20 protein-coding genes are annotated in these 24,852 nt (G+C 72.8%); 11 read left to right on the top strand and 9 right to left on the bottom strand.

The window, feature by feature from the left end; all coding sequences use genetic code 11:
* Positions 1-71: 71 nt before the first annotated feature.
* Together ABT127_RS14740 and ABT127_RS14735 are read left to right on the top strand one after the other, a co-directional pair.
* Positions 72-1,664, top strand: a complete 1,593-nt coding sequence (locus ABT127_RS14740; RefSeq protein WP_351448932.1) for a beta-N-acetylhexosaminidase — start codon at positions 72-74, stop codon at positions 1,662-1,664.
* Between the two features lie 99 nt (positions 1,665-1,763).
* The gene (locus ABT127_RS14735; RefSeq protein WP_351448930.1) at positions 1,764-2,282 is read left to right on the top strand and encodes a hypothetical protein; all 519 of its coding nucleotides are present in this window, start codon (positions 1,764-1,766) and stop codon (positions 2,280-2,282) included.
* Positions 2,283-2,457: 175 nt separating this feature from the next.
* Here the strand turns inward: ABT127_RS14735 and ABT127_RS14730 are convergent, their stop codons facing one another.
* Positions 2,458-5,094, bottom strand: a complete 2,637-nt coding sequence (locus tag ABT127_RS14730) for an N-acetylmuramoyl-L-alanine amidase (protein ID WP_351448927.1) — start codon at positions 5,092-5,094, stop codon at positions 2,458-2,460.
* A gap of 443 nt (positions 5,095-5,537) precedes the next feature.
* On the opposite strand from ABT127_RS14730, the gene gad reads away from it, so the two are divergent.
* The 6 genes from gad (at position 5,538) to ABT127_RS14700 (ending at position 10,608) form a co-directional block, all read left to right on the top strand.
* A complete protein-coding gene (gene gad / locus ABT127_RS14725; protein ID WP_351448925.1) occupies positions 5,538-6,902 on the top strand; it encodes a glutamate decarboxylase in 1,365 nt (454 codons plus the stop codon).
* Between the two features lie 228 nt (positions 6,903-7,130).
* Complete coding sequence (locus ABT127_RS14720) at positions 7,131-7,562, top strand: hypothetical protein (RefSeq protein WP_351448922.1); 432 nt, start codon at positions 7,131-7,133, stop codon at positions 7,560-7,562.
* 87 nt (positions 7,563-7,649) lie between these two features.
* Positions 7,650-8,306, top strand: coding sequence for an RNA polymerase sigma factor (locus ABT127_RS14715; RefSeq protein WP_351448920.1), 657 nt, complete (start codon positions 7,650-7,652; stop codon positions 8,304-8,306).
* Positions 8,307-8,347: 41 nt separating this feature from the next.
* On the top strand, positions 8,348-8,548 hold the full coding sequence (locus ABT127_RS14710; RefSeq protein ID WP_351448917.1) for a hypothetical protein: 201 nt from the start codon (positions 8,348-8,350) through the stop codon (positions 8,546-8,548).
* 243 nt (positions 8,549-8,791) lie between these two features.
* Positions 8,792-9,475 (top strand): RNA polymerase sigma factor, encoded by a 684-nt coding sequence (locus ABT127_RS14705; RefSeq protein WP_351448914.1) that lies wholly within the window; start codon positions 8,792-8,794, stop codon positions 9,473-9,475.
* Positions 9,475-10,608: a hypothetical protein gene (locus ABT127_RS14700; RefSeq protein WP_351448911.1), complete on the top strand. Its 1,134-nt coding sequence runs from the start codon at positions 9,475-9,477 to the stop codon at positions 10,606-10,608. The genes ABT127_RS14705 and ABT127_RS14700 overlap by 1 nt, the downstream gene beginning before the upstream one ends.
* 208 nt (positions 10,609-10,816) lie before the next feature.
* On the opposite strand, the gene ABT127_RS14695 is transcribed toward ABT127_RS14700, so the two are convergent.
* Complete coding sequence (locus ABT127_RS14695; protein WP_351448910.1) at positions 10,817-11,692, bottom strand: L,D-transpeptidase family protein; 876 nt, start codon at positions 11,690-11,692, stop codon at positions 10,817-10,819.
* Between the two features lie 133 nt (positions 11,693-11,825).
* Here ABT127_RS14695 and ABT127_RS14690 point away from each other — a divergent pair, with 133 nt between their 5' ends.
* On the top strand, positions 11,826-13,409 hold the full coding sequence (locus tag ABT127_RS14690; protein ID WP_351448908.1) for an acyl-CoA mutase large subunit family protein: 1,584 nt from the start codon (positions 11,826-11,828) through the stop codon (positions 13,407-13,409).
* A 75-nt stretch (positions 13,410-13,484) separates the two neighbouring features.
* Positions 13,485-14,141 (top strand): leucine efflux protein LeuE, encoded by a 657-nt coding sequence (gene leuE, locus ABT127_RS14685; RefSeq protein ID WP_351448906.1) that lies wholly within the window; start codon positions 13,485-13,487, stop codon positions 14,139-14,141.
* Positions 14,142-14,162: 21 nt separating this feature from the next.
* Here leuE and ABT127_RS14680 read toward each other — a convergent pair whose 3' ends face one another.
* On the bottom strand, positions 14,163-15,602 hold the full coding sequence (locus ABT127_RS14680) for an FAD-dependent monooxygenase (RefSeq protein WP_502971702.1): 1,440 nt from the start codon (positions 15,600-15,602) through the stop codon (positions 14,163-14,165).
* A gap of 71 nt (positions 15,603-15,673) precedes the next feature.
* On the opposite strand from ABT127_RS14680, the gene ABT127_RS14675 reads away from it, so the two are divergent.
* Positions 15,674-16,375 (top strand): TetR/AcrR family transcriptional regulator C-terminal domain-containing protein, encoded by a 702-nt coding sequence (locus ABT127_RS14675; protein WP_351448901.1) that lies wholly within the window; start codon positions 15,674-15,676, stop codon positions 16,373-16,375.
* 13 nt (positions 16,376-16,388) lie between these two features.
* Here the strand turns inward: ABT127_RS14675 and ABT127_RS14670 are convergent, their stop codons facing one another.
* The 6 genes from ABT127_RS14670 to ABT127_RS14645 form a co-directional block, all read right to left on the bottom strand.
* Positions 16,389-17,486, bottom strand: a complete 1,098-nt coding sequence (locus ABT127_RS14670) for an acyltransferase family protein (protein ID WP_351448898.1) — start codon at positions 17,484-17,486, stop codon at positions 16,389-16,391.
* 144 nt (positions 17,487-17,630) lie between these two features.
* Complete coding sequence (locus tag ABT127_RS14665; protein WP_351448895.1) at positions 17,631-18,734, bottom strand: acyltransferase; 1,104 nt, start codon at positions 18,732-18,734, stop codon at positions 17,631-17,633.
* Between the two features lie 47 nt (positions 18,735-18,781).
* Entirely contained in the window at positions 18,782-20,155 is a 1,374-nt protein-coding gene (locus ABT127_RS14660; RefSeq protein ID WP_351448893.1) for a polysialyltransferase family glycosyltransferase, read from the bottom strand.
* Positions 20,156-20,158: 3 nt separating this feature from the next.
* Positions 20,159-21,124: a glycosyltransferase family 2 protein gene (locus tag ABT127_RS14655; protein ID WP_351448890.1), complete on the bottom strand. Its 966-nt coding sequence runs from the start codon at positions 21,122-21,124 to the stop codon at positions 20,159-20,161.
* A gap of 115 nt (positions 21,125-21,239) precedes the next feature.
* On the bottom strand, positions 21,240-23,450 hold the full coding sequence (locus ABT127_RS14650) for a polysaccharide pyruvyl transferase family protein (protein ID WP_351448887.1): 2,211 nt from the start codon (positions 23,448-23,450) through the stop codon (positions 21,240-21,242).
* Complete coding sequence (locus tag ABT127_RS14645) at positions 23,447-24,718, bottom strand: glycosyltransferase family 29 protein (protein WP_351448884.1); 1,272 nt, start codon at positions 24,716-24,718, stop codon at positions 23,447-23,449. The genes ABT127_RS14650 and ABT127_RS14645 overlap by 4 nt, the downstream gene beginning before the upstream one ends.
* Positions 24,719-24,852 lie beyond the last annotated feature (134 nt).

The following is a 24,852-nucleotide window of genomic DNA, read 5'->3' as shown; positions in this document are numbered from 1 at the left end:
CCGCGGGTCGAGTGTGGCCGGTCGCGCAGTTCCCCGCGCCCCCTTCGGGGCGCAGATCGGAGCCGGATCGTATGGAGAAGCAGCGGAAGGTCCTGCTGGCGGGGGCCGTGGTGGTCGCTGCCGGGGCCGTGGCCGTCACCGCGGCGGTGTGGCCCGACGGCGGCGGCGACGGTGAGCGCGGTGCCGCGGCGCGGGAGCCGTCCGCGTCCTCGTCGTCTCCGTCGCCCAGCCGGTCCTATCCCCTGTCCACGCCCCCGCGCACGATCCCCGCGGTGCGGGACTTCACCCCGGCGCACGGGCCCGGCTGGAAGCCGGACGGCGGGCGGGTCGTGGTGCGCGACGCCGACCTGGCGGACGAGGGGCGGCTGATCGCCGGAGAGCTGGACCTGACGTACGCGGGCGAGGACGCGAAGGCGGGCCCGGGCGATGTGGAGCTGGCGCTCGGCGGGGCGTCCGGCGCGGGCGCGGAGTCGTACCGGATGACCGTCGCGGACGGGCGGGTGCGGATCGTCGCTCCGCGGGACACCGGCGTCTTCTACGGCACCCGCACCCTCAAGCAGGAGGTGCACGACGGGGGCACCGCGCCCGAGGGCGTCGTCGCCGACGAGCCCGCCAAGCCGCAGCGCGGGTTCAGCCTCGACATGGCGCGCAAGCACTTCACGGCCGGCTGGATCAAGGACCGGGTCCGGGAGCTCGGCGACCTGAAGTACAACCAGCTCGGCCTGCACTTCTCCGACGACCAGTCCTTCAGCATCGAGTCCGACTCGCACCCCGAGATCGTCTCCTCCGAGCACCTGACCAAGGCGCAGGTGCGGGAGATCCTGGCGCTCGCCGCGCAGCGGCACGTCACCGTCGTGCCGGAGATCGACTCCCCGGGGCACCTGGGCGCCGTCATCCGGGCCCACCCCGACCTCCAGCTGCGCGACGTGGGCGGGGTCGCCACCCGCGGCGCGATCGACATCTCCAAGCCGGCCGCGGCCGACATCGTCGACGACCTGCTGAAGGAGTACGCCGGTCTGTTCAAGGGGGCCTACTGGCACCTGGGCGGCGACGAGTACCAGGCGCTGACGCGGACGAACCCGGAGGCGTCCTTCCCGCAGCTGGCGCGCGCCGCACGCGAGAAGTACGGGGCGAAGGCGCGGGTGCAGGACCTCGCGCAGGGCTGGCTGAACGACCGCGCCGCGACCATGAAGCCCTTCGACCGCAGGCTGAAGGCGTGGAACGACGGGTTCTTCACCGGCGGGGTCGTCGAGGCGGACAAGAAGCTGGAGGTCGCGTACTGGACGGGCAAGGAGATCGGGGCGCGCGACCCCGTCTCCTATCTGAGCGCCGGACGCGAGCTGACCAACTACAACGACGAGTACCTCTACTACGTCCTCGGTCAGCCCAACACCTTCGTCTATCCGACGGGGGAGCGGATCTACGAGAACTGGACCCCGCTGGTGGTGCGCGGCACGCGTCCGGTCCCCGAGAAGTACGACGACCAGATCCTCGGCGGTTCCTTCGCCGTCTGGTGCGACCTCGCGCAGTCCCAGACGCCGGAGCAGGTCGCGCGGGGCATCAGGATGCCGCTGCGGGCGACGGTGCAGAAGCTGTGGGACCCGGAGAAGCCCGAGCTGACCTGGACGCAGTTCAAGGAACTGGCCGACCGGCTGGACGGCTGAGGGCGGGCTGTCCCAGTTTGCGTTTCCGGTGGCGAAGTCCCGTACGCCTGTGGTGTATTCGGCCCGAGCCGCGAAGAACACCGGGACGGGGGCACGGGGATGGGCTACTGGGGCTACTACGTGGTGGCCAGAAGCGAACGGCCGCTCAAGGAACTGGACGCGCTGGGCGGGGTGCGCGACGCGCTGACCCTCCTGGAGGAGCGGGCCGGGGGCTGGCAGGTGTGGGAGTGTCCGGGCGGCGGGGCCGACGGGGAGCAGGCGCCGGATCCCGGCAGCATGAACTCCCTCGCCGCCGAGACGGGCGCGCCCGCGCTGTTCGCCTATGTCATGGACAGCAGGTGCGCCGTGGTGGAGGCCGCCGCGCCGAGCGGCGGTGCCTGGACGACCTGTCTGGGCCGGACCGCGATGGCGCAGTACATCGGCGGTGACGAACTCGCCCTGGAGGACTACTTCCTGCCGCCCGACGACGCCGCCGAGCGCGCCGTCGCCTGGGCCGCCGAGGGCGCGCGGACCGTCGAGCGCGGGCCGCTGCTCGACGTGCTGCGGGCCCGGGCCGAGCCGTCGGCGGAGGAGCTGTTCTTCCGGTTCCTCGACCGGCTCGGCGTCGTCGCGATGTGACGTTTCGCCGCAGCACGCGGCCCGGACCCGGCCGCCCCCTCTACGGTCGGGGCCGGGCCCGTGGGAGGTAGTGAGTAACCCATCGGCCGTGCGCGGCGCAAGCAGGGGTGCAATTCGGACGGACACGACGCGGCCCCCCTCTCCCGGGAGAGGGGGGCCGCGTCGTGCGGTCCGGTTACGGAGCCAGGTTGGTGCCCAGGCGGGCGCCGGCCGGGGAGCCGACCTGCGTCAGGCCGTAGTACGTGGCCGTGGACAGGCCGAGCCCGCCGCTGTTGCTCGGCACGTACAGCAGCGTGCCGTTGCCCGCGTCCTCGCCCGCGACGCCGAGCACCAGGTCGGCCCGGCCGTAGCCGGACAGGTCGGCGAGCGCCGCCGAGGAGCCGAGGTTGTCGTCGGTCTCGGTCGAGCCGGGGACGCCGGGCTCGTCCTGCGAGACGGCGAGCGCGCCCGTGCCGGTCAGACCGGCCGAGGAGCCCTTCAGGAGCAGCGAGGTACCGGCGTTGGACTGGTTCTTGCCGCTGCGGGTGATGTCCTCGTTCGGGGCGCCGGTGAGGACGTCCGCGTAGCCGTCGGCGTTGTAGTCGCCGACCGCGACGGAGGCGCCCATGGCGTCACCGGCCTCGGAGGCGCCGGGGACGCCGCTGGTGGACTGGTGGACCGTCGTGACCTTCGTGCCGAGGCCGGTGCCCGCCGTGCCGTAGACCGCGGTGACCTGGCCGCCGGAGTGGGCGGACGACTCGGAGGTGTACGGCTGGCCGATGACGATGTCGTCGACGCCGTCGCCGTTGAGGTCGCCGGAGGCGATCGAGCGGCCGCCCTTGACCGTCAGGGTCGCCGCCTTGCGCAGGCCGCCCGCGCCGCCCTTGTACCAGGCGACCTTGCCGAGGCCCGCGCCGTCGCGGTAGTCGAGGGCGATGTCCGCGTAGCCGTCCCGGTTGAAGTCGCCGGACGTGGCGTCCATGAAGGACAGGTTGTCCTCGGTGGTGGTGACCATCGAGTCGCTGTCCCAGCCGTCGCCGTACCGGGCCGACCAGGTGCCGCCGTGGCCGGTGGAGGCGGCGAAGACGTCGGCCGTGCCGTCCGCGTTGAAGTCGCCGACCGCGACGGCCGAGCCGAACCGGGCGCCCGACAGGTCGTAGCTCGCGTCGAGGTTCACGCCGGTGCCGGTGGTGAAGCCCGGGCCGTACACGATGGTGTAGGCGCCGCGGTCCTTGTGGCCGGTGGTGTCGTCCTCGCCGGGCTGGCCGACGACGAGGTCGGTGAAGCCGTCGCCGTTGACGTCGCCGGTCGCGGTGGACGCGCCGAACTCGTCGCCGCTCTCGCCCGCGCCCGGGACGTCACCGGTGGACTGCGATATCAGCTTCTTGCCGGTGGTCGTCGGGCCGGCGGTGCCGCCCGGGACGATGGCGACCTGGCCGCCGCTCGCGCCCTTCGGGATGCCCGCGACGAGGTCGGCGGTGGCGTCCCCGGTCAGGTTCTGCGAGGGCAGCGCGTGCGAGACGCCGGGGGCGGCGGCCTGCGTGGCGATGCGGCTCAGCTTCGGGTACAGGTTCGCGCCGGGGCAGAGCGTGGAGTTGGTGTCCCGGTGGCCGAAGACGCGGGGCAGCGTGATGGTCTTGCCCAGCGCGACCTTGTTGCCGTCGGTGCCGAGGTCGCCGTTGGACGTCAGCGTCACCTTGTCGGTCGCCGTGATGCCGTACTGGCCGAACTTCCAGGCGACGACCCGGGAGATCGCGTCGAGCGCGGCCTGGCTGGGCTTGGCCGACTCGAAGTTGCCGATGTAGGAGATGCCGACGGTGTCGGTGTTGAAGCCGTAGTCGTGGGCGCCGTGCACCGGCAGGTCCATGCCGCCGCTGCGGCCCTCGAAGATCTGGCCGCAGCGGTCGACCACGAAGTTGTAGCCGATGTCGTAGTAGCCCTTGGCGATGTGCTCCTGCTGGATCTCGCGCAGCCGCTTGGCGGACTGGGCGCAGGGCACCGCGTTGTCGGAGTCGACGCCGGTGTGGTGGACGACGGCGGCCTTGATCTCCGTGTCGTAGGTGGGCGTGCCGTCGTAGTTGGTGCCGGCGCCCCACTGGGCCTGCGTGATGATGTGCGGCTTGACGACCGTCGACGGGAGGGGCGCGGGCGGCGTCTGCGGGGCGGAGGTGCTGGGCGCGGCGGAGGTCGTGGCGGGCGAGGACTCCGGGGCCGAACTCGCTGGTGCCGAACTCTCCGGGTCCGAACTCTGCGGCGCCGAGGACTCGGGAGCCGTCACGGGCGCCGAACTGCTCCCGTCGGCCGGGGACTCGCCGTCGGCCGGGGCCGTCGTCCCGTCGGCGTACGCGGCCGGCTCGATGCCCGCGCCGCGGCCCTCGGCGGAGCCGGTGCCCGGGTCGATCAGCTTGACGTCCATGCCGGACGGCAGGTCGGACGCCTTGCCGTCGGCGTCGACCACCCGCACCTCGACGCCGTCCGCGTCGGTCTTCGTCGGCACGGACGCGGTGCCGCCGCGCAGGGCCGCCCGCTCGCGCTCGGCGCCGTCCGCGTCGATGGTCTCCTTCGGCAGCGCCGTCCACGCGCTCCAGTCGCCCGACTCCGCGTCGCGCGAGCGGAACTGGGCCGAGCCGTCGAGCGTGTCCTCGGGGTCGCTCCAGGTCACCGTGACCGCGCTGAACAGCTGCGTCGACTTCTGCGGCACGACCTTGCGGTCGTCCTTCGTCTGCATGCTCACGGAGTGCACGGCCGCGGCCCGGTGCGCGGGCGCGCCGTCCGAGGTGGCCCCCGGGTCGGCCATCGCGTACGTCACCACACCGGCGCCGCCGAGCACCACCGCACCGGCCGTGATCCAGGCCCTGCCCCTGAGACTGAGCGGCTTGTACGCGTGCGCGGCGCGCGTGTCCGGCGCCCTACCTCGCGAATGTCGCGGGCTCACTTGCCCCACCCCTTGAAGAAGTTCACAGATCGAAGACGTTCACAACGGAGGTTCACACCTGACCCGCGCGTCCCGCGGGCAGTTGTCCTATTCAGCGAAAGACCTCCGAGGAACGTCACACGTTGCGCGGGTGTGCCGTACGTCACTCGGGGTGCCAGGCATAAGAGCTGTGTAGGCATATGCCCAAGCCGGGTTAAAGCTCGCCAATCAGGCAGCCAAAGAATGTGTCTAGCCTCGGTTTCCCCTCCCTCGCGTGGGTGAATTCGCGCAGGTCAAGCGGGCAGTCATCGATCTAGGTTCGGCAGTGATCGGCTCATGCCGCCATCCGCTCTGGAGAGGTCATGTCCTACACCTCCGCGCCCGTCCCCGCCCCGCTTCCCGCACCCGCCACCACCCCCGTCGAGACCCTGTTCCCCCAGGAGGAGGCCCAGCCCCGCGCCGTCTACGACGCGATCCGCGACGAGCTCCTCCTCGACGGCCGCAGCCGTCTGAACCTCGCCACCTTCGGCACCACCTGGATGGAGGACGAGGCCCGCCTCCTGATGACCGAGACGGCCGACAAGAACCTCGTCGACACCGAGGAGTACCCGCAGGTCGCGGACATGGAGGCGCGCTGCGTGCGGATGCTCGCCGACCTGTGGCACGCCCCCGACGCGGCCCGCGCCACCGGCTGCTCGACCACCGGGTCCAGCGAGGCCGCCATGCTCGCCGGGCTCGCCCTCAAGCGGCGCTGGGAGCGGCGCCGCCGGGACGCGGGGCGCGACACCGAGCGGCCCAACATCGTCGCGGGGGCCAACGTCCAGGTCTGCTGGAAGAAGTTCTGCTCCTACTTCGACGTCGAGGCGCGGCTCGTCCCGCTCGCGCCCGGCCGGCTGCACCTCACCCCGGAGATGCTCGGCGAGTACTGCGACGACCGCACCATCGGCGTGGTCGGCATCCTCGGCTCCACCTTCGACGGGTCGTACGAGCCGATCGCCGACCTGTGCCTCGCGCTCGACGGCATCCAGGACGCCACCGGGCACGACATCCCCGTCCACGTCGACGGCGCGTCCGGCGCCCTGGTCGCCCCCTTCCTCGACCCCGACCTGCTGTGGGACTTCCAGCTCCCGCGCGTCGCCTCGATCAACACCTCGGGCCACAAGTACGGGCAGGTCTTCCCCGGGCTCGGCTGGGCGCTGTGGCGGGACGCGGCGGCGCTGCCCGCCGAACTCGTGCACCACGTCGACTACTTGGGCGGCGAGATGAACACCTTCTCGCTCACCTTCACCCGCCCGGCCTCGCACGTGGCCGCGCAGTACTACACCTTCCACCGCTACGGGCACGCCGGGCTGCGCCGCCTCCACCTGGAGTCCCGGCGCACCGCGCGCGGGCTCGCCGCCGGGATCGCCGACCTCGATCTCTTCGAACTCCTCAGCGACGGCGACGAGTTGCCCGCCTTCGCGTTCCGCCTCACCGACCGCGCCCACGCGCTCGGCCTGCACGAGCGCGGCATCGCGCTGGCGATGCGGGCCCGCGGCTGGCAGGTACCGGCCTATCCGCTGCCGACCGGGATGACCGACACCTGGGTGCTCCGGGTGGTCGTCCGCACCGGCTTCACGCCACGGCTGGCCGCGCTCTTCCTGGACGACCTGCGCAACGCGGCGCGCACGGTGATGCGGGCCACCGTCGGGGTGCCGCAGGAGCTGGGGGCGCTCGCCCTCGGCTGAGCCGGGACGGTCCGGGCGGGAAGAGCCGGGCGGGGTGGGCGCGAGCCCGGGGCGCGCCCACCCCGTCCCTGACGTCTCCGGGCCCTGGCTCCGGACGACCTGACGGTGCAAAAGGTTGTACGAATCCGCGCAACTTGTGGTGTGAGAAGGGACATGTGAGAAACCCGTGACGGTCCGGTCACGCTGTCCGCTGGGGGAGTTACCGAGCGAAACAGAGGGGGACCGACCATGCCACAGGGCGAGCATCCGACGGCCGCCGACATGCGACGCCACGCGACGGCGTTCGTCGCGCGCGTCGCCTCGTCGCGCCTGCCGCTGGACCACTCCGTCGCCAGCCTGCGCGTCGTCGACTTCCTCATCGACGGACTGCGCAAGGGAACCCCGGAGCGGGAACGCCCGGACGCCGTCCTGTTCGCCCTCGGCGCCTACGTCGGCGAGGTGCTCGTCCGGCGGGCCGGTGCCGTGTGGGTGGACCTGGACGCGCACCAGCGCGCCTACTTCGGGCAGTGCGTAGGGGTGCGGATGCCGGACGGACGCGTGTGGAACCCGCTGGGCAAGGTCGTCAACCGCTACGAGGTCGGCCCCGAGGAGTCGCTGCGGACCTTCTACCTGACCCTGCCGGGCCGGACGGCGGGCCGGACCGCGGAACCCGCCCTGTGACACTTCCGTGCGGATCGGCGCTGATCGACTCGGGGAACGTGGACGGCTGAGGCGCCGCTGTCCTGAGTGACGTACGAAGGAATGCGGTTGGGGCAGGAAGGGGGCGGGGAGCCTCGTGGTGCGCGTGAGTACGACGAGGAGCTGGCTGCCGCCGTCGCGCGGGCCCAGGAGGGCGACGAGAGCGCGTTCGCCGCTGCCTACCGGCTCGTCCAGCCCGGACTGCTCGGCTATCTGCGCGGCCTCGTCGGTGACGAGGCCGAGGACGTCGCCGCCGACGCCTGGCTGGAGATAGCCCGGGACCTCGGGCGGTTCCGCGGCGACGGCGCCGGGTTCCGCGGCTGGACCGCGACCATCGCCCGGTACCGCGCCCTCGACCTGCTGCGCCGGCAGAAGGTGCGGCCCCGCCCGTCCGGCACCGAACAGGACGTGCTCGACCTGCCGGGCGCCCACAACACCGCCGAGCAGGCCATCGAGCTCCTCTCCACCGAGCGCGCGCTCGCCCTCATCGCCCAACTCCCGCAGGATCAGGCCGAGGCGGTGCTGCTGCGGGTCGTCGTCGGCCTCGACGGGCCCGCCGCCGCCCGCGTCCTCGGCAAGCGGCCCGGCGCCGTGCGCACGGCCGCGTACCGCGGCCTGAAGCGGCTCGCCCGGCAGCTCGCGGCCGGAAGCGGAACGCACGACGGCACCGGCAGCGGCCCGGATGAGCTGGAGGAACCGGGTGGACCGCAGGACAAAGGGCGATGACGTGTGACGGATGGCGTCCGCCGCACGCTGAGTGAGTCGAGATGAGTGACGAACACGCCCACACCCTGGGCGACGCGCTGGCCGCCGCGGTCCGCCCGCAGCAGCCGTCCGAAACGGCCGGAGAACGCCTTGCGCTCGCCGCGTTCCGGGCCGCGCGCGACGCGGGCGCCTTCGCGGCGGCGCCCCGCCGACGCGACGACTGGCGGCCCCGGAGCGCCGTGGACCGGGCGAAAACCGGCTGAACCGCCGCCCGTCATACGGGACGGCCGAGGTCGCCACCCCCCACAGGAGAGACCCCGGCCGCCGCGCGGTACGGGTCGCGAGCGGCCCGTACTCCCTTCAGCGCCGGGGGTGCGTTTTCTGTCACACCCCGCTGTGTGCGCCATTGGTTGCTCGTTGTACAAACATGGACGCGGCGGCGTTTCACGCCGTAGCGTGCTGATTCGCGCTGGGGGCGCACGAGACCAAGTGGGCAGGGACTGGGAGTGCTGGGGGACGACGCGGAGCTGACCGCCGCGGTGCTTGCGGCACAGGACGGGGACGAGGCCGCGTTCCGGACTGTGTACCGCGCCGTGCATCCGAGGCTGCTCGGATATCTACGCACGCTCGTCGGCGAGCCCGACGCCGAGGACGTCGCGTCCGAGTCCTGGCTGCAGATCGCCAGGGACCTGGAGCGGTTCGAGGGCGACGCCGACCGGTTCCGCGGCTGGGCCGCGCGGATCGCGCGCAACCGGGCCCTGGACCACATACGCATGCGGGGACGCCGGCCCGCCATAGGCGGTGACGAGACCGAACTCACCGGCAGACCCGCCGCATCCGACACCGCCGACGAGGCGATGGAGTCCCTCGCCACCGGCGACGCCATGGCGCTGATCGCCCAACTGCCGCAGGACCAGGCGGAGGCCGTCGTGCTGCGCGTCGTCGTCGGGCTCGACGCGAAGAGCGCCGCGCAGACCCTCGGCAAGCGGCCGGGGGCCGTCCGCACGGCCGCCCACCGCGGCCTGAAGCGGCTCGCGGAACTCCTCGGGGCGGAGGTTCCGGACACCCCGGAGCCCCGGAACGGCCCCGGAGCCCTCGTCGCGCTGCCGCAGCCGCGGCGACCGAGAACAAGCACGGCGACGTCCGCCGGTGTGACGCAATCGCGTACGCGGACGCAGAAGGACATGTGATGGCCGACGAGCACGACAAGTGGCTGGACCGCGACGCGGCGGAGCGTGTGCTGCGCGGGGAGCCGCTGGAGGCCGTCGCCGACGACGACGCGCGACGGGCCGGACGGCTGGCCGGGACACTGGACGCGCTGAGCGCGCTCCCGACCGGCGCCGACGGTGAACTCCCTGGTGAGGAAGCCGCGTTGAAGGCGTTCCGCGAGGCCCGCGCCGAGTCCGCGGTGGACGCGGCCGTGACCTCCGTGACCTCCCTGGCCCATGAGGGTGCCGCCGCCGGCCCGGCGGGCACCCGGCTGTGGGGCCGCCCGGTGCGCTTCGGGTTCGTCGCGGCCGTCGCCGTGTGCATGGTCGGCGGAGTCGCCGTCGCCGCCGGGACCGGGGTGCTGCCCTCGCCGTTCGGCGGCCGGGACGAGCCGGTGCCGGCCTCCTCGATCTCCGCCGCCGGCTCGGAGCAGCCGCTCGCCACGGGATCCCCGAGCCCCGAGGGCGGCGGCGCCGAGACACCGGAGGGCTCCGTGAGCCCCGGCAGCGGCTCCACCGGCCCGGACCGCACGGAGCCGGCCCCGACGGACAAGGGCACCTCGCGGGCGCCCGGCCCCCGGCCGTCCGAGAAGGGCAGACTCGCCGAGGCGCTGCGCCGCGAACTCACCAAGGGCTGCGTCAAGTACCGCGGCGGGCGGCTGACCCCGTCGGAGAGGCAGCGCCTGCGGGACTCGGCGGAGAGATACGGGCGGGGCCCCGCCGACATCGCCAGGATCTGCGACCGGGTGCTCGGCGAGGGCGGCGACGGCGGCGGTTACGGCGACGACGACGGCCGCAATCCGGGGTCCGAGGGCCACAACGGCGGCCAGGACGGCGACGAGGACAACGAGAGCCACGGATCCGGGAACGGCCACGGGTCCGGCGGCGGCAACGGCAATGGCAACGGCCACGGATCCGGTGGCGGCTACGGGTTCGGCACCAACAGCATCCACACCGGCAGCACCGGAAACAGCGGCGGCGACGACGGGCTCGATGGCGGCCACACCGTCAAGCCCGGCACGATTCCGAGCCCCGACCAGTCCTACAGCGCCGCACCACAGCTCCCGTCCGCCTCACCCTCACCGTCCGACTCTCGCGGCATCGAAACGCGCTGACCTGCGAAAACGCAGGCTCTCCCACCCCTCGAAAACTTCTCGTAGAAAAATCTACGCAACGGGTGTGACGTTTTTGGGGCCTGTGACGCAGTACTGAGTGAGCCGACTGGTCATCGGCCGCGCACGAGCCGGGGTTCCCCCCGTACCTTCGGCTCAGTGCCACTGGCGTGGGTGGGACACGTTCCCCCGGTCCCACCCACGCCGCTCATCACCAGTAGACGACGACCTTGTCGCCGGTACGGACCTGGTCGAACAGGCTCGCGATCTTCGCCTTGTCCCTGACGTTCACGCAGCCGTGCGAGGCGCCGGCGTAACCGCGGGCCGCGAAGTCCGACGAGTAGTGCACCGCCTGGCCGCCGCTGAAGAACATCGCGTACGGCATGGGCGTGTGGTAGATCGTCGAGACGTGGTCCCGGGACTTGAAGTTCACGTGGAAGACGCCCTCGCGGGTCGGCGTGTACTGGGAACCGAACCGCACGTCCGTCGTCATCAGCCGCTTGCCGTCGATCATCCACGACAGCGTCCTGCTGGTCTTGCTGATGCAGAGCACCCGGCCCGTCATGCAGCGCGGGTCCGGCTTCGCCGCGGGCCGGCCACCTGATGCGTACAGCTCGTCCCGGCTCGGCTCGTGGGTCATCCGCAGCAGCCGCTGCCAGGTCACGGTGTCGGTCGTCCCGGTGCGCCGCAGCCCGCGCTTGCCCTGGAAACCCTCGACGGCCTTCACCGTCGAGGCCCCGTACGTCCCCGTCGGCCCGTCGAACAGCCAGGCCACCTGCCGCAGCCGCGCCTGCAGCTCCCGCACCTGCGGCCCCTCGTCCCCGGCCGCCCACAGTGTCCTGCCCGGCTCCGGGGGCGCGGTGGGGGAGGCGGACGCGGAGGCCGAGCCGGACGGCTTGGCGTCGTCGCCCGACGCCGCGGTGGACGCCGAGGGGGCCGGGGAGGCGGACTTCGACGCCGCCGACGGTGTGGCGGACGCCGCCGACGGCGCGGGCGAACCGCCTTCGACCGCCTGTGCGGTGCAGCCGCCGACCAGGGCCAGCACCCCGGTCGCGGCGAGAGTGCTCCGAATGACAGCTGTGCGCATGACGTCCCCCGTCTGTCGCGTCGTTCCCTTGTGTCTCTACTGATGCTTCCCGGCGCCGAAACGTTGCGAACTGCCACTACAGTCCGTCCCGAGGGTCGATGACTACTGGTAAGTAACCGCTGGAGGCACCACCATGGCGCGCGCATCCGAGTCCGGACTGCCCATCGAGCCGGTCTACGGCCCGTCGGATCTCGACGGCTGGGACCCGGGACAGAAGCTCGGCGAACCGGGCGGCTATCCCTTCACCCGCGGCGTCTACCCGACCATGTACACCGGCCGCCCGTGGACGATGCGCCAGTACGCCGGATTCGGCACGGCCACCGAGTCCAACGCCCGCTACCAGCAGCTCATCGCCAACGGCACGATGGGCCTGTCGGTCGCCTTCGACCTGCCGACCCAGATGGGCCACGACAGCGACGCGCCCATCGCCTCGGGCGAGGTCGGCAAGGTCGGGGTCGCCATCGACTCGGTCGACGACATGCGGGTGCTGTTCGACGGCATCCCGCTGGACAAGGTGTCGACGTCGATGACGATCAACGCCCCCGCCGCCCTGCTGCTCCTCATGTACCAACTGGTCGGCGAGGAGCAGGGAGTGGCCGCCGGAGCGCTCACCGGCACGATCCAGAACGACGTGCTCAAGGAGTACATCGCCCGCGGCACCTACATCTTCCCGCCCAAGCCCTCGCTGCGGCTGATCGCGGACATCTTCAAGTACTGCCGGGCCGAGATCCCGAAGTGGAACACCATCTCGATCTCCGGCTACCACATGGCCGAGGCGGGGGCCTCGCCCGCGCAGGAGATCGCCTTCACCCTCGCCGACGGCATCGAGTACGTGCGCACCGCCGTCGCCGCCGGCATGGACGTCGACGACTTCGCCCCGCGCCTGTCCTTCTTCTTCGTGGCCCGGACGACGATCCTCGAGGAGGTCGCCAAGTTCCGCGCCGCGCGCCGCATCTGGGCCCGGGTGATGAAGGAGGAGTTCGGCGCCGAGAACCCCAAGTCGCTGATGCTCCGCTTCCACACCCAGACGGCCGGCGTGCAGCTGACCGCCCAGCAGCCGGAGGTGAACCTGGTCCGGGTCGCCGTCCAGGGTCTCGGCGCCGTCCTCGGCGGCACCCAGTCGCTGCACACCAACTCCTTCGACGAGGCCATCGCCCTGCCGACCGACAAGTCCGCCCGCCTCGCCCTGCGCACCCAGCAGGTCCTCGCCTACGAGACCGACGTCACCGCCACCGTCGACCCCTTCGCCGGGTCCTACGTCGTCGAGAAGATGACCGACGACGTGGAGGCCGCCGCCCTCGCGCTCATGGAGCGGGTCGAGGACCTGGGCGGCGCGGTCAGCGCGATCGAGCACGGCTTCCAGAAGTCCGAGATCGAACGCTCCGCCTACCGCATCGCCCAGGAGACCGACTCCGGCGAGCGCGTCGTGGTCGGCGTCAACCGCTACCAGCTCGACGAGGAGGAGCCCTACGAACCGCTCCGCGTCGACCCGGCCATCGAGGCCCAGCAGGCCGAGCGGCTGGCGAGGCTGCGCGCCGAGCGGGACCAGAAGGCGGTGGACACCGCGCTGGCCGCCCTGAAGGAGGTCGCCGCCGACGACACCAGCAATGTCCTGTACCCGATGAAGGACGCCCTGCGGGCCCGCGCCACGGTCGGCGAGGTCTGCGACGCGCTGCGCGAGGTGTGGGGCACCTACGTCCCCTCCGACACGTTCTGACCTGCGCTTCGTTGATCATTTCCGTGATGTGAAACCCCGGCGCGGAGTGTCGTACCCATGTGCGACACTCCGGGCATGCTGGGTGTCATCGATCTTCCGACCTATCTCGCGGGCCTCGTCCTCATCGTCCTCCTCCCGGGGCCGAACTCGCTGTACGTGCTCTCCGTCGCCGCCCGCCGGGGCGTACGCACCGGCTACAAGGCCGCCGCCGGAGTCTGGTGCGGGGACACCGTGCTGATGACCCTGTCCGCCGCCGGTGTCGCCTCCCTGCTCCAGGCCAACGCCGTGGTCTTCAGCATCGTGAAGTACGTGGGCGCCGGCTATCTCACCTGGCTCGCGGTCGGCATGCTGCGCGCCGCCCTGTCGATGTGGCGCACCCGCCGCGAGCGGCTCGCCGCCGAGGTGTCCGGGGACGCGGCCGTGGAGGCCCAGGAGCGTCCGTTCCGCCGGGCCTTCGTGATCAGCCTCCTCAACCCCAAGGCGATCCTGTTCTTCATCGCCTTCTTCGTGCAGTTCGTCGACCCCTCCTACGCCTACCCGGCGCTCTCCTTCGTGGTCCTCGGCGCCTTCGCGCAGGCCGCGAGCGTGCTGTACCTCTCGGCCCTGATCTTCAGCGGCACCCGGCTCGCCGCCGCCTTCCGCCGCCGCAAGCGGCTGTCGGCCGGTGCCACCTCGGCGGCCGGGGTGCTGTTCCTCGGCTTCGCGGTGAAGCTGTCGCTGGCCAGCGTGTGAACGACGTGCTCCCGGGGCGCCTCACGCCCCGGCGGTGACGCCGACCCCCGCCAGGTACTCCACGGCCCCCTCCGCCGTGTCCCCGGCCCACCCCACATAGCCGTCCGGCCGCACCAGGAAGAACCCGGTGCCGTACGCCGCGTACGCGGGGACCGAGACCGTGCGGACCGACTCGCCGGGCAGGGACGGCAGCGCTCCACTCCCCGTGCCCACCGCGAGCAGCGTCCAGTGCGGTCCCCGGAAGGCGTCGAAGAGGCGGACCCCGCCGGGACGGCCGTCCGGCGCCCGGTCGCCCGCCCGCAGCGCGTCCTCGGGCAGGTCCGCCCGGGTCTCCACGGTCAGCGCCGACTCCCGGTAGCCGATCCCCAGTTGGCGCAGCTCGCCGCCGCGCCGGACCGGGGTCGCGGACCGGTGGATGCGGGTGCTGACGCCGAGGATGTCCGCCGCGACCGGTATCCGCTCCTCCTCGTAGCTGTCCAGGAGCGACTCGGGGGCCCCGGCGAGCACGGCCGCCAGCTTCCACGACAGGTTGTACGCGTCCTGCACGCTCGTGTTCAGCCCCTGGCCCCCTGCCGGGGAGTGGACGTGCGCCGCGTCGCCCGCCAGGAAGACCCGGCCGGAGCGGAAGCGGTCCGCGAGCGCCGCCCGCGCCCGGAAGTCCGAGGCCCAGAGCACCTCGGCGACGTGCTTCTCATCAAGCACCGTGCGACCGGCGAGAAGCTCGGCCACACCCGCCGGTGAGGTGTCGGGGAGCGCCGACTCGTCCGCGTACTGCGCGGCAAGCTGGAAGACGCGGCCGGTGTCCGAGGGCAGCGGGCAGAAGGCCACCATCCCCTCCGCGGCCTTGGGCCACACGTGCCAGTGCGTGTCCGGGAGCGGCGCGTCGTCCGTGATCCGCACGTCGGCGACCAGCATCGGCTTCGGGTCGACGGTCTCGCCGGTCATGCCGATGCCGAGCAGCCCGCGGACCGTGGAGCGGCCGCCGTCCGCCGCCACCGCGTACCGCGCGCGGACCGTCGAGCCGTCCGCGAACGACGCCGTCACCCCGTCCGCGTCCTGCGCGAGATCCGTCAGCCCGGCACCGAACCGCACCTCGCCGCCCAGCTCCCGCAGCCGCGCGTACAGCACCTCCTGCGTGCGGGCCTGCGGCGTCAACCAGCCGTCGGGGAACGGCACCTGCTCGCTCGGCTCGGAGCGCTCCATCATGTCCCACTCCTGGCCGGGCACATCGCCCTCCCAGACGCGCATCGTCGGGTACTCCGAGCCGGCCGCGCGGATGGCGTCCAGCACCCCGAGGTCGTACAGCACCTCCTGCGTGCGCGGCTGGAGCCCCTTGCCGCGCGACCCGGGGAACAGGCCGTCGGCCCGCTCCACCAGCAGTGCGTCCACCCCGCGCCGTGCCAGATCCGCTGCCAGCACCAGGCCCGTGGGGCCCGCGCCCACGATCAGGACGTCCGTCATCTCCATCGCCTCCTTAACGCCGTTAAGTTCGATGTGTCGAGCATCGCCTTAACGGCGTTAAACTGTCAAGCGTGGCCGACGACAAGAACCCGAAAGACGCGAAGAAGCCCAAGCCCGACAAGCCGAAGCTCGACAAGGCGCAGGTCGCCGACACCGCGCTGGATCTGCTGAACGACGTGGGTCTGGAAGGCCTGACGCTGCGCGCCATCGCCAAGGAGCTGAACGTGCAGGCGCCCGCCCTGTACTGGCACTTCAAGAACAAGCAGGCGCTGCTCGACGAGATGGCGACCGTGATGTTCCGGCGCATGGTCGGCGCCGAGGGGACGCACACGACCGTCGGCTATGAGCCCCGGGGCCCCTGGCAGGAGTGGCTGACGCTCGGCAACCGCCGGCTCCGCGCCACGCTCCTGCGCTACCGCGACGGCGCGAAGGTCTTCAGCGGCTCACGGTTCACCGGGACCGACCACGGCCCCGAGATGGAGGCGAACCTGCACTTCCTCACCGAGGCCGGATTCACCGCCGACCAGGCCGCCTGGGCGAGCTCCACCACGTACATGTACACGCTGGGATTCGTCACCGAGGAGCAGGGCATGCAGCAGCCGGCCCCGGACGCCCCGCCGCCCGTGGACGTGGCGGAGCGCGCCGAGCTGCTCGCCGACTATCCGCTCGCCGCGGCGGCGGGGGAGCGGTTGTTCACGCGCTACGACGAGCGGTTCGAGGAAGGGCTGCGACTGATCGTCGCGGGGATCGAGGCGCGGTACGGGGTGCGCTGACGGGACGCCCGGATCACGGGGCCAGCGCCCCGCGCAGCCGGGGCGTCGCCCACCGCTCCACGTACCGGTGCACCAGCCAGGCGAGAACCAGCATCGACACCACCGTCCCCGCGAACGTGACGGACGACGGCAGCCCGGCGCGCCGGTGCAGAAAGCCGATCACCACCCAGCCCAGGTGTTCGTGGACCAGGTAGAAGGGGTACGTCAGCGCGCCCGCCGTGGTGAGCCAGCGCCAGTTCACCCGGCCCGTGCGGCCCACGGCGATCACCGCGACCGCCGCGAAACCCAGCGTGACCACCGCGACGATGCCGAGCGAGGAGCGCTGCGAGAAGGCGTGCGGATCCGGCGCGTGCCACAGGCCCGCCACCGCGTAGTGCTGGCCGATCGCCCAGCCGACGGCGACGATCCCCCAGGCCAGGACGTCACGCCGGTCGCGGTGGACCAGATAGAGGCCGATGCCGCCGATGAAGAACGGCGCGTACTCGGGCATCAGCAGGACCCCGAGGAACGGCTCGCCGGACGCCTGCGCCAGCGCCGCCGCCAGCGTCCACACCGCGCAGAACAGCACGACGCGCTGGCGGGTCGCGCCGGGCAGCACCACACACAGGGCGAACAGGGCGTAGAAGCGCAGCTCCGCCCAGAGGGTCCAGCACACGCCGAGCACCCGGTCGGCGCCCAGCGGCTGCTGGAGCATCGTGAGGTTCAGCAGCGCGTCGCTGGGCGAGACCGTCGCGTAGGCCACCATCGGCAGCGCGAAGACGGCCGTCACCAGGACGACCGCCACCCAGTACGCGGGGAGGAGACGGGCCGCCCGGGAGGCGAAGAACGACCGCAGGGGGCGGCCCCAGCCGCTGCGGCAGATGACGAAGCCGCTGATCACGAAGAAGATCTGCACGCCCAGGCAGCCGTACGCGAACAGGCCGTGCAGCGTGGGGAACTGCTCGCGCGGTGACGTGCCCCAGGCGGTGGCGACGTCACCGCCCCGGCCGCCGTAGTGATAGGCGGCGACCATCAGCGCCGCGACCAGCCGCAGCCCGTCCAGGGCGCGCAGCCGGCCCTGGACGGCGGGCGGCGGCGCGGTGTCCGGCGTGCTGACGACCGTCTCGGTCACGGGTGCTGCTCCCTGCTGCGCGTCGTGGAGCCGCGAGGGCGGCGGGTCGCAGCCCACACTAGGCAGCGTCGCAGCAGGAGTCGGAGCGTCGCGGGCCCGGTTCGCCGAGTGCTCGCGAGAACGTCATCCGCCGGTCACCCGCCGTCAGCCGAGATAGCGGCGCAGGTTCAGCCGGCCCCACAGCAGGCTGGTCGCGAACGACAGCGCCATGACCGTGGCGAGCAGGCCGACCAGGAGCAGTCCCGCCACCGGGCCGCTCAGATCCGGCGACACCAGCGGCCGCACGATCTCCTCGACGAACAGCACGTGCACCATGTACGCGCCGAGCGCGGCACCGGCCAGCTTCTTCAGCAACGGCCGCCACTTCTCCGGCACGTCGACCCGGCTGACCAGCAGCAGCACACAGATGAAGCTGACGGCCACGAACAGGTGGGCGTTGGGGATCACGTAGTGGACCTGCGTGTTGTACCAGAGGCACGCCGCCATGGAGACCGGCAGCAGCACCATCAGCGCCTTGCGCCACCGGACGACCCCGGCGGGGACGGCGAAGAGCATCGCGCCGCCGACCGCGTACACGAGCGAGTACGTGCTGAACCCCCAGGCCACGGTGGGCATCTCGTGGCCGGTGGTCTCGGTGACGGTGCTCAGCACGCTGGGCAGGACGGCGATCCCGAGCAGCACGGCGCCCAGGCCCCACGGGCGCTGCCCCGCCCTGATCAGCATGGCGAACGCGAGGAGCACGATGATCGGGATGTACGTGTACATGAACCACAGGTGGTACGCGGGCTGCACGGAACCGACGAGGGAGTCCACCGCCAGCTCGGTCATGGGCCGCTCGTTGCGGTCGCGCAGCCAGGCCCACAGCAGGTACACCGCGGTCCACGCGAACAGCGGCACCGTGTTGCGCACGAGCCGCTTCCACATGCGGGCGCTGTCCTTCGGCGGCGCGCCCACGAGCACCGCCCACCCGGCTATCGCGAAGTACATCGGGACGGCGAACGGGTTGATCGCCTCGGCGACGTGCCCCGCCCAGTACGAACCGGAGCCGTTCGCCGGGTCGTTGCCGGTGGAGCGGATGAACTGGGAGCCGACGTGCCCCAGCATGACGATGGCGGAGCAGAGCAGCCGCATCAGGTCGACGTCGAAGCGGTGTTCGCGCTTCGGGGCGGCCGCGGCCGGCTGCGCCGGGGCGGCTTCCGTGGCCGTGGCCACCGCCTCGGGCGGGCTGAGGGTCGTCTCGGGTTGCACGGCGCGCCTTTCGGGGGCGGGAGGGTGAGGGACGGGGGCGGTGCCGGTCATCGCCGGGGGGTGCGCCGGACGGTCCTGCCGACCACGCGCCGGGCCCGGCGCGCCCGGAGCTTCGCGCGGGCCTGCGGTCCGGCGCCGGGCAGGTCCAGTTCGGCCAGCCGCGGCTCGGGGAAGTAGGGGGCGGGCAGCCCGGCGAGGTGCTCGCGCAGATAGCTCTCGGCGTGCTCGCGGGACTGCTCGTGGAGGCCCGGCTGCATGCAGAACCCGATCGTGCGCACCAGGGGCGCCAGCGTCGCCGGGGCCGCTCCGACGAGGGCCGCGCTCTCGCCGGCCGCCAGGTCGGGCACCACGTGGTCGATGACGGCCAGCGGGATGCGGTTGCTGTTCTGGTACGGCTTCAGCCGCTCCATCACCAGCGCCGTGCCGACCCGGCCGACCGGGATGTCGTAGTACGCGGACGCCGTCACCATCGCCGTCGAGAAGCAGCCGACGACCAGTTCGGGCCGGGCGTGCGCGTACAGCGTCTCGGCGAGCAGCGGCGCGTCGAGGACGGTGAGCCGGACGCCCGCGTCGGCGGCCGCCTTGCTCAGCGCCGCCGAGTAGCTGGGCGGAGCGGTCGGGTGCGGCTTGAAGACGACGGACGTGTGCCCGGCCCGCGCGGCGGCGGTGAGCATCCGCACGTGCAGGTCCTCCTCCTCGGCCGCGCTCAGGATGTTGATCGCCGCCAGGTACTGCCCCAACAGCACGGCCGTGGGCGCCTGTTCGCGTACGGGCGTCAGCAGCGGGTCGTCCGCGGCCTCGGCCGCGATCTCGTCGAGCACCGCACGGAACGCCTCGTCGGGCACGACCTCGGGCGCCACGTCGAACTCGGAGAGCAGCAGCGGGCGGAGCCCCGGCACCAGGTCGAGGTGGAGCAGCCGCTGGATGCGCGAGCCGATGGACAGCGGCAGCCGCTCGCGGGTCGGGCCGTAGCTCATCAGGCCGTCCGCGTACACGTGCACGGCGCTCTCCGAGAAGATCGCCGCCAGCGCGCGCCCCGGGTTGACCTGGATCGACTCGACGGCGATCTCGACCTTCTCGCGCGGGTCGATGTCCCAGGCCAGCCGGAACGCCCGCTGCCACAGCGTCGCGTCGTCGCCGCGCGGGCCCCAGACGCTGGGGTGGTGCGGGCGGATCGCCTCGTTCCAGCTGACCACGTGGTCGAAGCGGCGGACGATCGGCGCGTAGCCGTGCATCTCGTCGAGGCGCAGCGCGGCCTCCGGCACGGTCGCGTTCTGGGAGACCAGGAGGATGCGCCGGGTCCCCTCCTGCGGGCCGAACCGTCCGGCGTCGAGCGCGGCGGCCAGCGTGGCGGCGCCGTACAGCGTCGAGACCTGGAAGATCTGCGTGGTCCGGGTCGTGCGGTGAGTCCTGTCAAGCATCGGTCAGGCAGCCTTCCGCCCGTCGCGCAGGCGGCTGAGGATGCGGCTCCGCTTGCTGTCCATCGATCTGAGGGTCTCCTCCAGCACCCGCTCGGGCATCCGGTGGAGGGCGGCGCGGGCCTCGCGGCGCAGGCGCCGGGCCGCCGTGGTGTCGTACTCGTCCGCCTTGGCCAGGTGGAAGGCGATCATCGCGCAGTACGTACGGACGGCCTTGGGGAGGAAGCGGTCGGCCTCCGGGTCGTTCTTCACGTCCTCCAGCAGGAGGTCGTAGGCCGGGATGAAGTCCAGCTGGCGGTCGTCCTTGATCTGGGTCAGGGAGGTCGCCACGCCCCGCCGGTAGAAGATCCCGTGCAGGCCCACGGCCGCGTACGTCCGCGCCGCCAGATGCAGCCGCCAGATCCACAACCGGTCCTCTGCGGTGCGCAGTTGAGTCGCGAAGCGCATCCCGCCGTCGGCGAACAGATGCCCGCTGTAGATACCCGCCCAGACGAACGGGTAGTCGACCATCGTCTCCCGGTGGGCCGGCGCGATGCCGTCCCGGGCCGCGAACACCGTGTCGCGGGCGCCGGCCGGCGGTCTTCGCACCACCCGGTCCCGGCCGGTGGCCTGGACGTGGTCGGTGCGGGCGAAATCGCAGCCCAACTCCTGTATTCGGTCGACGAGTTCGGGCAGATAGCCGGGGGCGTACCAGTCGTCGCCGTCGAGGAACGTCAGATAGTCGCCGTTCGCCGCGTCGATACCGGTGTTGCGGGCCTGCGCGATGCCCCGGTTCTCCTCGTGCCGCAGCACCCGCGCGTTGGGGAGCTTCTGCGTCCAGCGGTCGATGATCCGCGGCGTGGAGTCCGTGGAGCAGTCGTCGACGATCAGGAACTCGAAGTCGGGGTGCACGTTGCCGACGAGGCTTCGCAGGGTGCTCTCGGCGAAGGCCCCCACATTGTGCATGGGGACGATGACGGAAAGTATCGGCACGCGTGCCACTCCAAAGATCCAAAGAAATGTTCGAGCCTGGAACAGGTTGTGCCACAGGTTATGGATGTTCCCGGTGTGAACGGTGACCGGAGAAGCGCTGTTGGGTGAACTCTGATTACGTGCCAGATGAACTGTCGGACATCCCGAAGGTCCCGCGCAGTTCGGCGATGTTCTCCTGCGTGGTCTTCCAGAGGATCTCCTGCGCGGCGCGCACGTCCGCAACGGCGGCGTCGTGGTCGTCGAGCAGCGCACCCGCCCGCTCGGCGAGCCGCGGCCCGAGGTCCCGGTCGTGCACCGACAGACCCCACGCGGGACGGTCGATGTCCGACAGGAAGTACGCCAGCTTCGGATGGGACACGAGGCTGAGGATCGGGGTGCCGCAGCCGAACGGGATCATGCCCGCGTGCCCGCGCATCCCGATCACCAGCCGCGCCCTGCGGTACAGGTCGCGGATCGCGTCGTTCGACAGCGCGTACAGCCGCTCCACCGGCAGGCTCAGGCCGTGCTCGCGGCGCAGGTCGTGCACGAACTTCTCGTCGGCCGGCATGTGGGCCGCGTACCGTACGTCGGCCCGCTCGCGCAGCTGCCGCAGCGCGCCCGCCGTCTCGGCCAGGAAGTGACCGTAGTCGTGGCCGAAGCGCAGCCCCGCCCGGTCGTACGCGCAGTTGACGAGGACGGTGTCGGAGCGCGGTACCCGCTCGGCGGGCGGCACGAGCAGATCGGCGACCGTGGTCGGGCACGGCTGGTGGCGCACCCGGTCGCGCAGCTCCGCGGGCAGCAGCTCACGCACCCGGTCGATCGAGCCGTGGTTGCGCAGTCCGAAGAACGCCGACCGCTCGACCAGCGTCCGCAGGCTCTCGGCGAACCGGGTCCTGCGGTACTGCTGCCCGTCGAAGACGTTGTAGCCGACCGCGAACACCGCGAGCGGCGCCGTGAGCCGGCGGAGGAGATCGTCCGGCACGTTCCACTGCCAGTGGCTGGTGCTGTTGGGCGAGGTGTCCGGCAGGAAGAGCCCGCCGCCGCCGACGACCACCCCGCGCCGCGCGTTCAGCCGCTCCAGCGCCGCCTCGTCCACCAGCAGGTGCGCGTGCTGCCCGTACCAGTGGCGCGGACCCGTGTCCGTGCCGAAGCACTGGCGGACGGCTTCGGGCAGCACCTTGTCGCCCGCGTTCTCGTTGCCCTCCGCGAACAGCGCGACGTGCGCGAGCTGTTCGGACGCGGACCCCGCACCGGGCTCGGCGCGCGCCTCCTCGCGCGTGCGTACGTACCAGCTGTGGCACCCCGCGTCCGTCGGGTCGGCGGTCAGGCCCTGCCGGGCGTAGGCGTGCGCGTCCGCCTCCCGGCCGCACAGCCAGGCGAGGCGCGCGAGCTGCGCGAAGGCGCGCGGGGCGGTGTCGGGGGAGGCGGCGGCCAGCAGCAGATGGGTCTCCGCCTCGGCGTAGCGGGACAGCGCCATCAGGCACAGCCCCAACGTCTCGTGGCAGCGCGGCGCGTCCGCCCGGTCGTCGAGCACCGGGGCGAGCACCGCGACGGCCTCGTCGTAGCGGCCCTGCTGCCGGTACACGTCGGCGACCGTGCGGGCCAGGTCCAGCGAGGGCCGGGTCTCCAGCAGCGGCGGCGCGAGATGCGCGACCAGCTCGGGGTGCTTGCCGCCGGGCAGCGCGCGGTACGCGGCCCGGAACGCGTCGTCGTCCAGTTCGAAACGGGCCCGTGCCTCGGCGGCCGGGCCGTAGCCGGGCGCGTCGGACGGATGGCTGAAGTGCAGCACCGCGACCTGCTCGGGCACCGGAAGCCCGTCGTGCAGCCGGCGGGTGAGGAAGTCGTAGCGCGCGTCGACGGGGACCACGGAGTCGGCCGCGAGCGCTGTGTCCCTGTCCCGGGCCGCCTCCGCGTCCGCGCGCTGCACGACCAGCAGCCCGTCCGGCAGCACCGAGCGCCGCTCGGTACCCGACGCGTCGCACCACACCTGCGGTACGGCGGCCACCCCGTGGCGCAGCCGCAGCAGTTCACCGAGGTCGCCGAGGACGACCATCGCCGGGTCGAGGGCGATCACGGTGTCGTGGTCCGGCAGCCGGAACACCTCCTCCCGCGAGTCCGCGCGGCGGGTGAGCAGCCGGGGATGCAGCCGCCGCAGCGCGTCGAACTCGGCGTCGGCGAGCCCGGGATGGAGGACCACCACGTCCTCGCACACGGCCGGATTGCTGAGCACCAGGCTGCGCAGCAGCGTGGCCACGGCGGGCAGTGTGCTGGCGTCGGCGTGGACGGCGAACGCGATCCGCCGCTTGCCGGTGACGGCGGAGCGGTCGTCGGCGCGGGAGTGGGTCATCGCAGGGCGATCCTCATCGTGCTGTCGTCTCGTTGCGTCGAGTGGTCCGCGACCCACGCGGCCTCCGCCGGGCGCAGCGCGCCCGCGCCGGCCGGCGGGAAGCCGATGAGGTCGAGGCGGGGGCTGACGTCCAGGAAGTCCAGGAGGCGCAGGACCGTGAAGGCGGTGCTCGCGTCCTCGCCCCACACGGACTCGCCGAGCAGCGCGGGGTCGGTCAGCGGGCGGCGCAGCGAGACGTCGCCGATGTGCTCCTGCGCGCCGGGCACGAGCCGCTGCCGGACGACGCGGCGCCAGCGCGGGGCCGCCTCGTCGAACACCAGCCGGATCCCGGCCCGCGCGGTCCACGGGGGACCGTCCCACGGGGTGGCGCCGCGCGGGGTCACGGCGTGCAGATCGGTCCGGGCACCGGCGGGCGACGCGTCGCAGCGCACCACCACGTCGTAGCCGTCGATCCGCGCACCGAGCGTGCCGCGCGCGACCTCGTCGGTGCCCGCGACCACGCACACGCTCCGGCCGGAGAGCAGCGCGCGCAGGCCCGCCACCCCGACCGGCGTCACGGCGTCGGGCAGCGCGGCGGGCACGGCGTCCCGCTCCAGGAGCCGCCGGTAGGTGCCGTACAGCTCCGCGAGGCGGCGCACCGCGGGATCGCCCGCGCCGTCCCGGGCCGTCCGGCGCCGCACGAGGGCGGCCAGCTGCGGGGTGAGCGCGGCGGGCGGCGCCGCGGGCCGGCCCAGGGCGGCCCGCAGTCCGGCGGTCTCCTCGGCGCCGTCGGCCACGAGAGCGGCCAACTCGTCGAGCACCGCGCGCCGTTGCCGCAGGGTGTCGATCCGGCGGGCGGTGCCCGGGGCCCCTTCGCCGTCCGGGACCAGGGCGAGGTAGCGCTCGTACGACTCCAGCGCCTCGTCGTCGCGGCCGAGCCCGTCCAGGGCCGCGCCGTGCAGCCGCCAGGCCGCCCGGGAGCGCTGCCGCAGCCGGGTCGCGGTCCCGGCGACGCTCAGGGCCAGCTCGGCCGACGCGTCGCCGTCCGCCTCCAGGGCCCGTTCGCCGACGCCGAGCAGCGCGTCGAACGGGTCGGCGGCGGGGCCGTCCACGGAGGCCGTCAGGGTGCCGATCGCCTGGGTGAGCCGGGTCTGCCGGGGGATCAGCGGACCCGGGGCGCCCTGGGCGGCGAGATAGGCACCGCACCGGTGGACGCTGCCCGCGTACAGGGCCGACCTGGCGGCGTCCCGCTGCCGCGCCTTGAAGAGTCCCGCCAGGGGGTTCGTCATGCGCTCACCGTTCTTGTGTTCTCCCAGTCGTTCCCGGACGGGGCCGGTCCGCGCCGCGCACGGCCGGAGGCCCGAATGTGCCCCACCGCACGGCGCCCCGGGCGGCTTTCCGGTGGACGGTGGGTGAACTCTCC

Source organism: Streptomyces sp. NPDC001904, from assembly GCF_040297005.1.
Classification (GTDB): Bacteria; Actinomycetota; Actinomycetes; order Streptomycetales; family Streptomycetaceae; genus Streptomyces.
The sequence above is the reverse complement of the archived record's forward strand: the minus strand, read 5'-3'. Positions and strand labels throughout refer to the sequence as shown.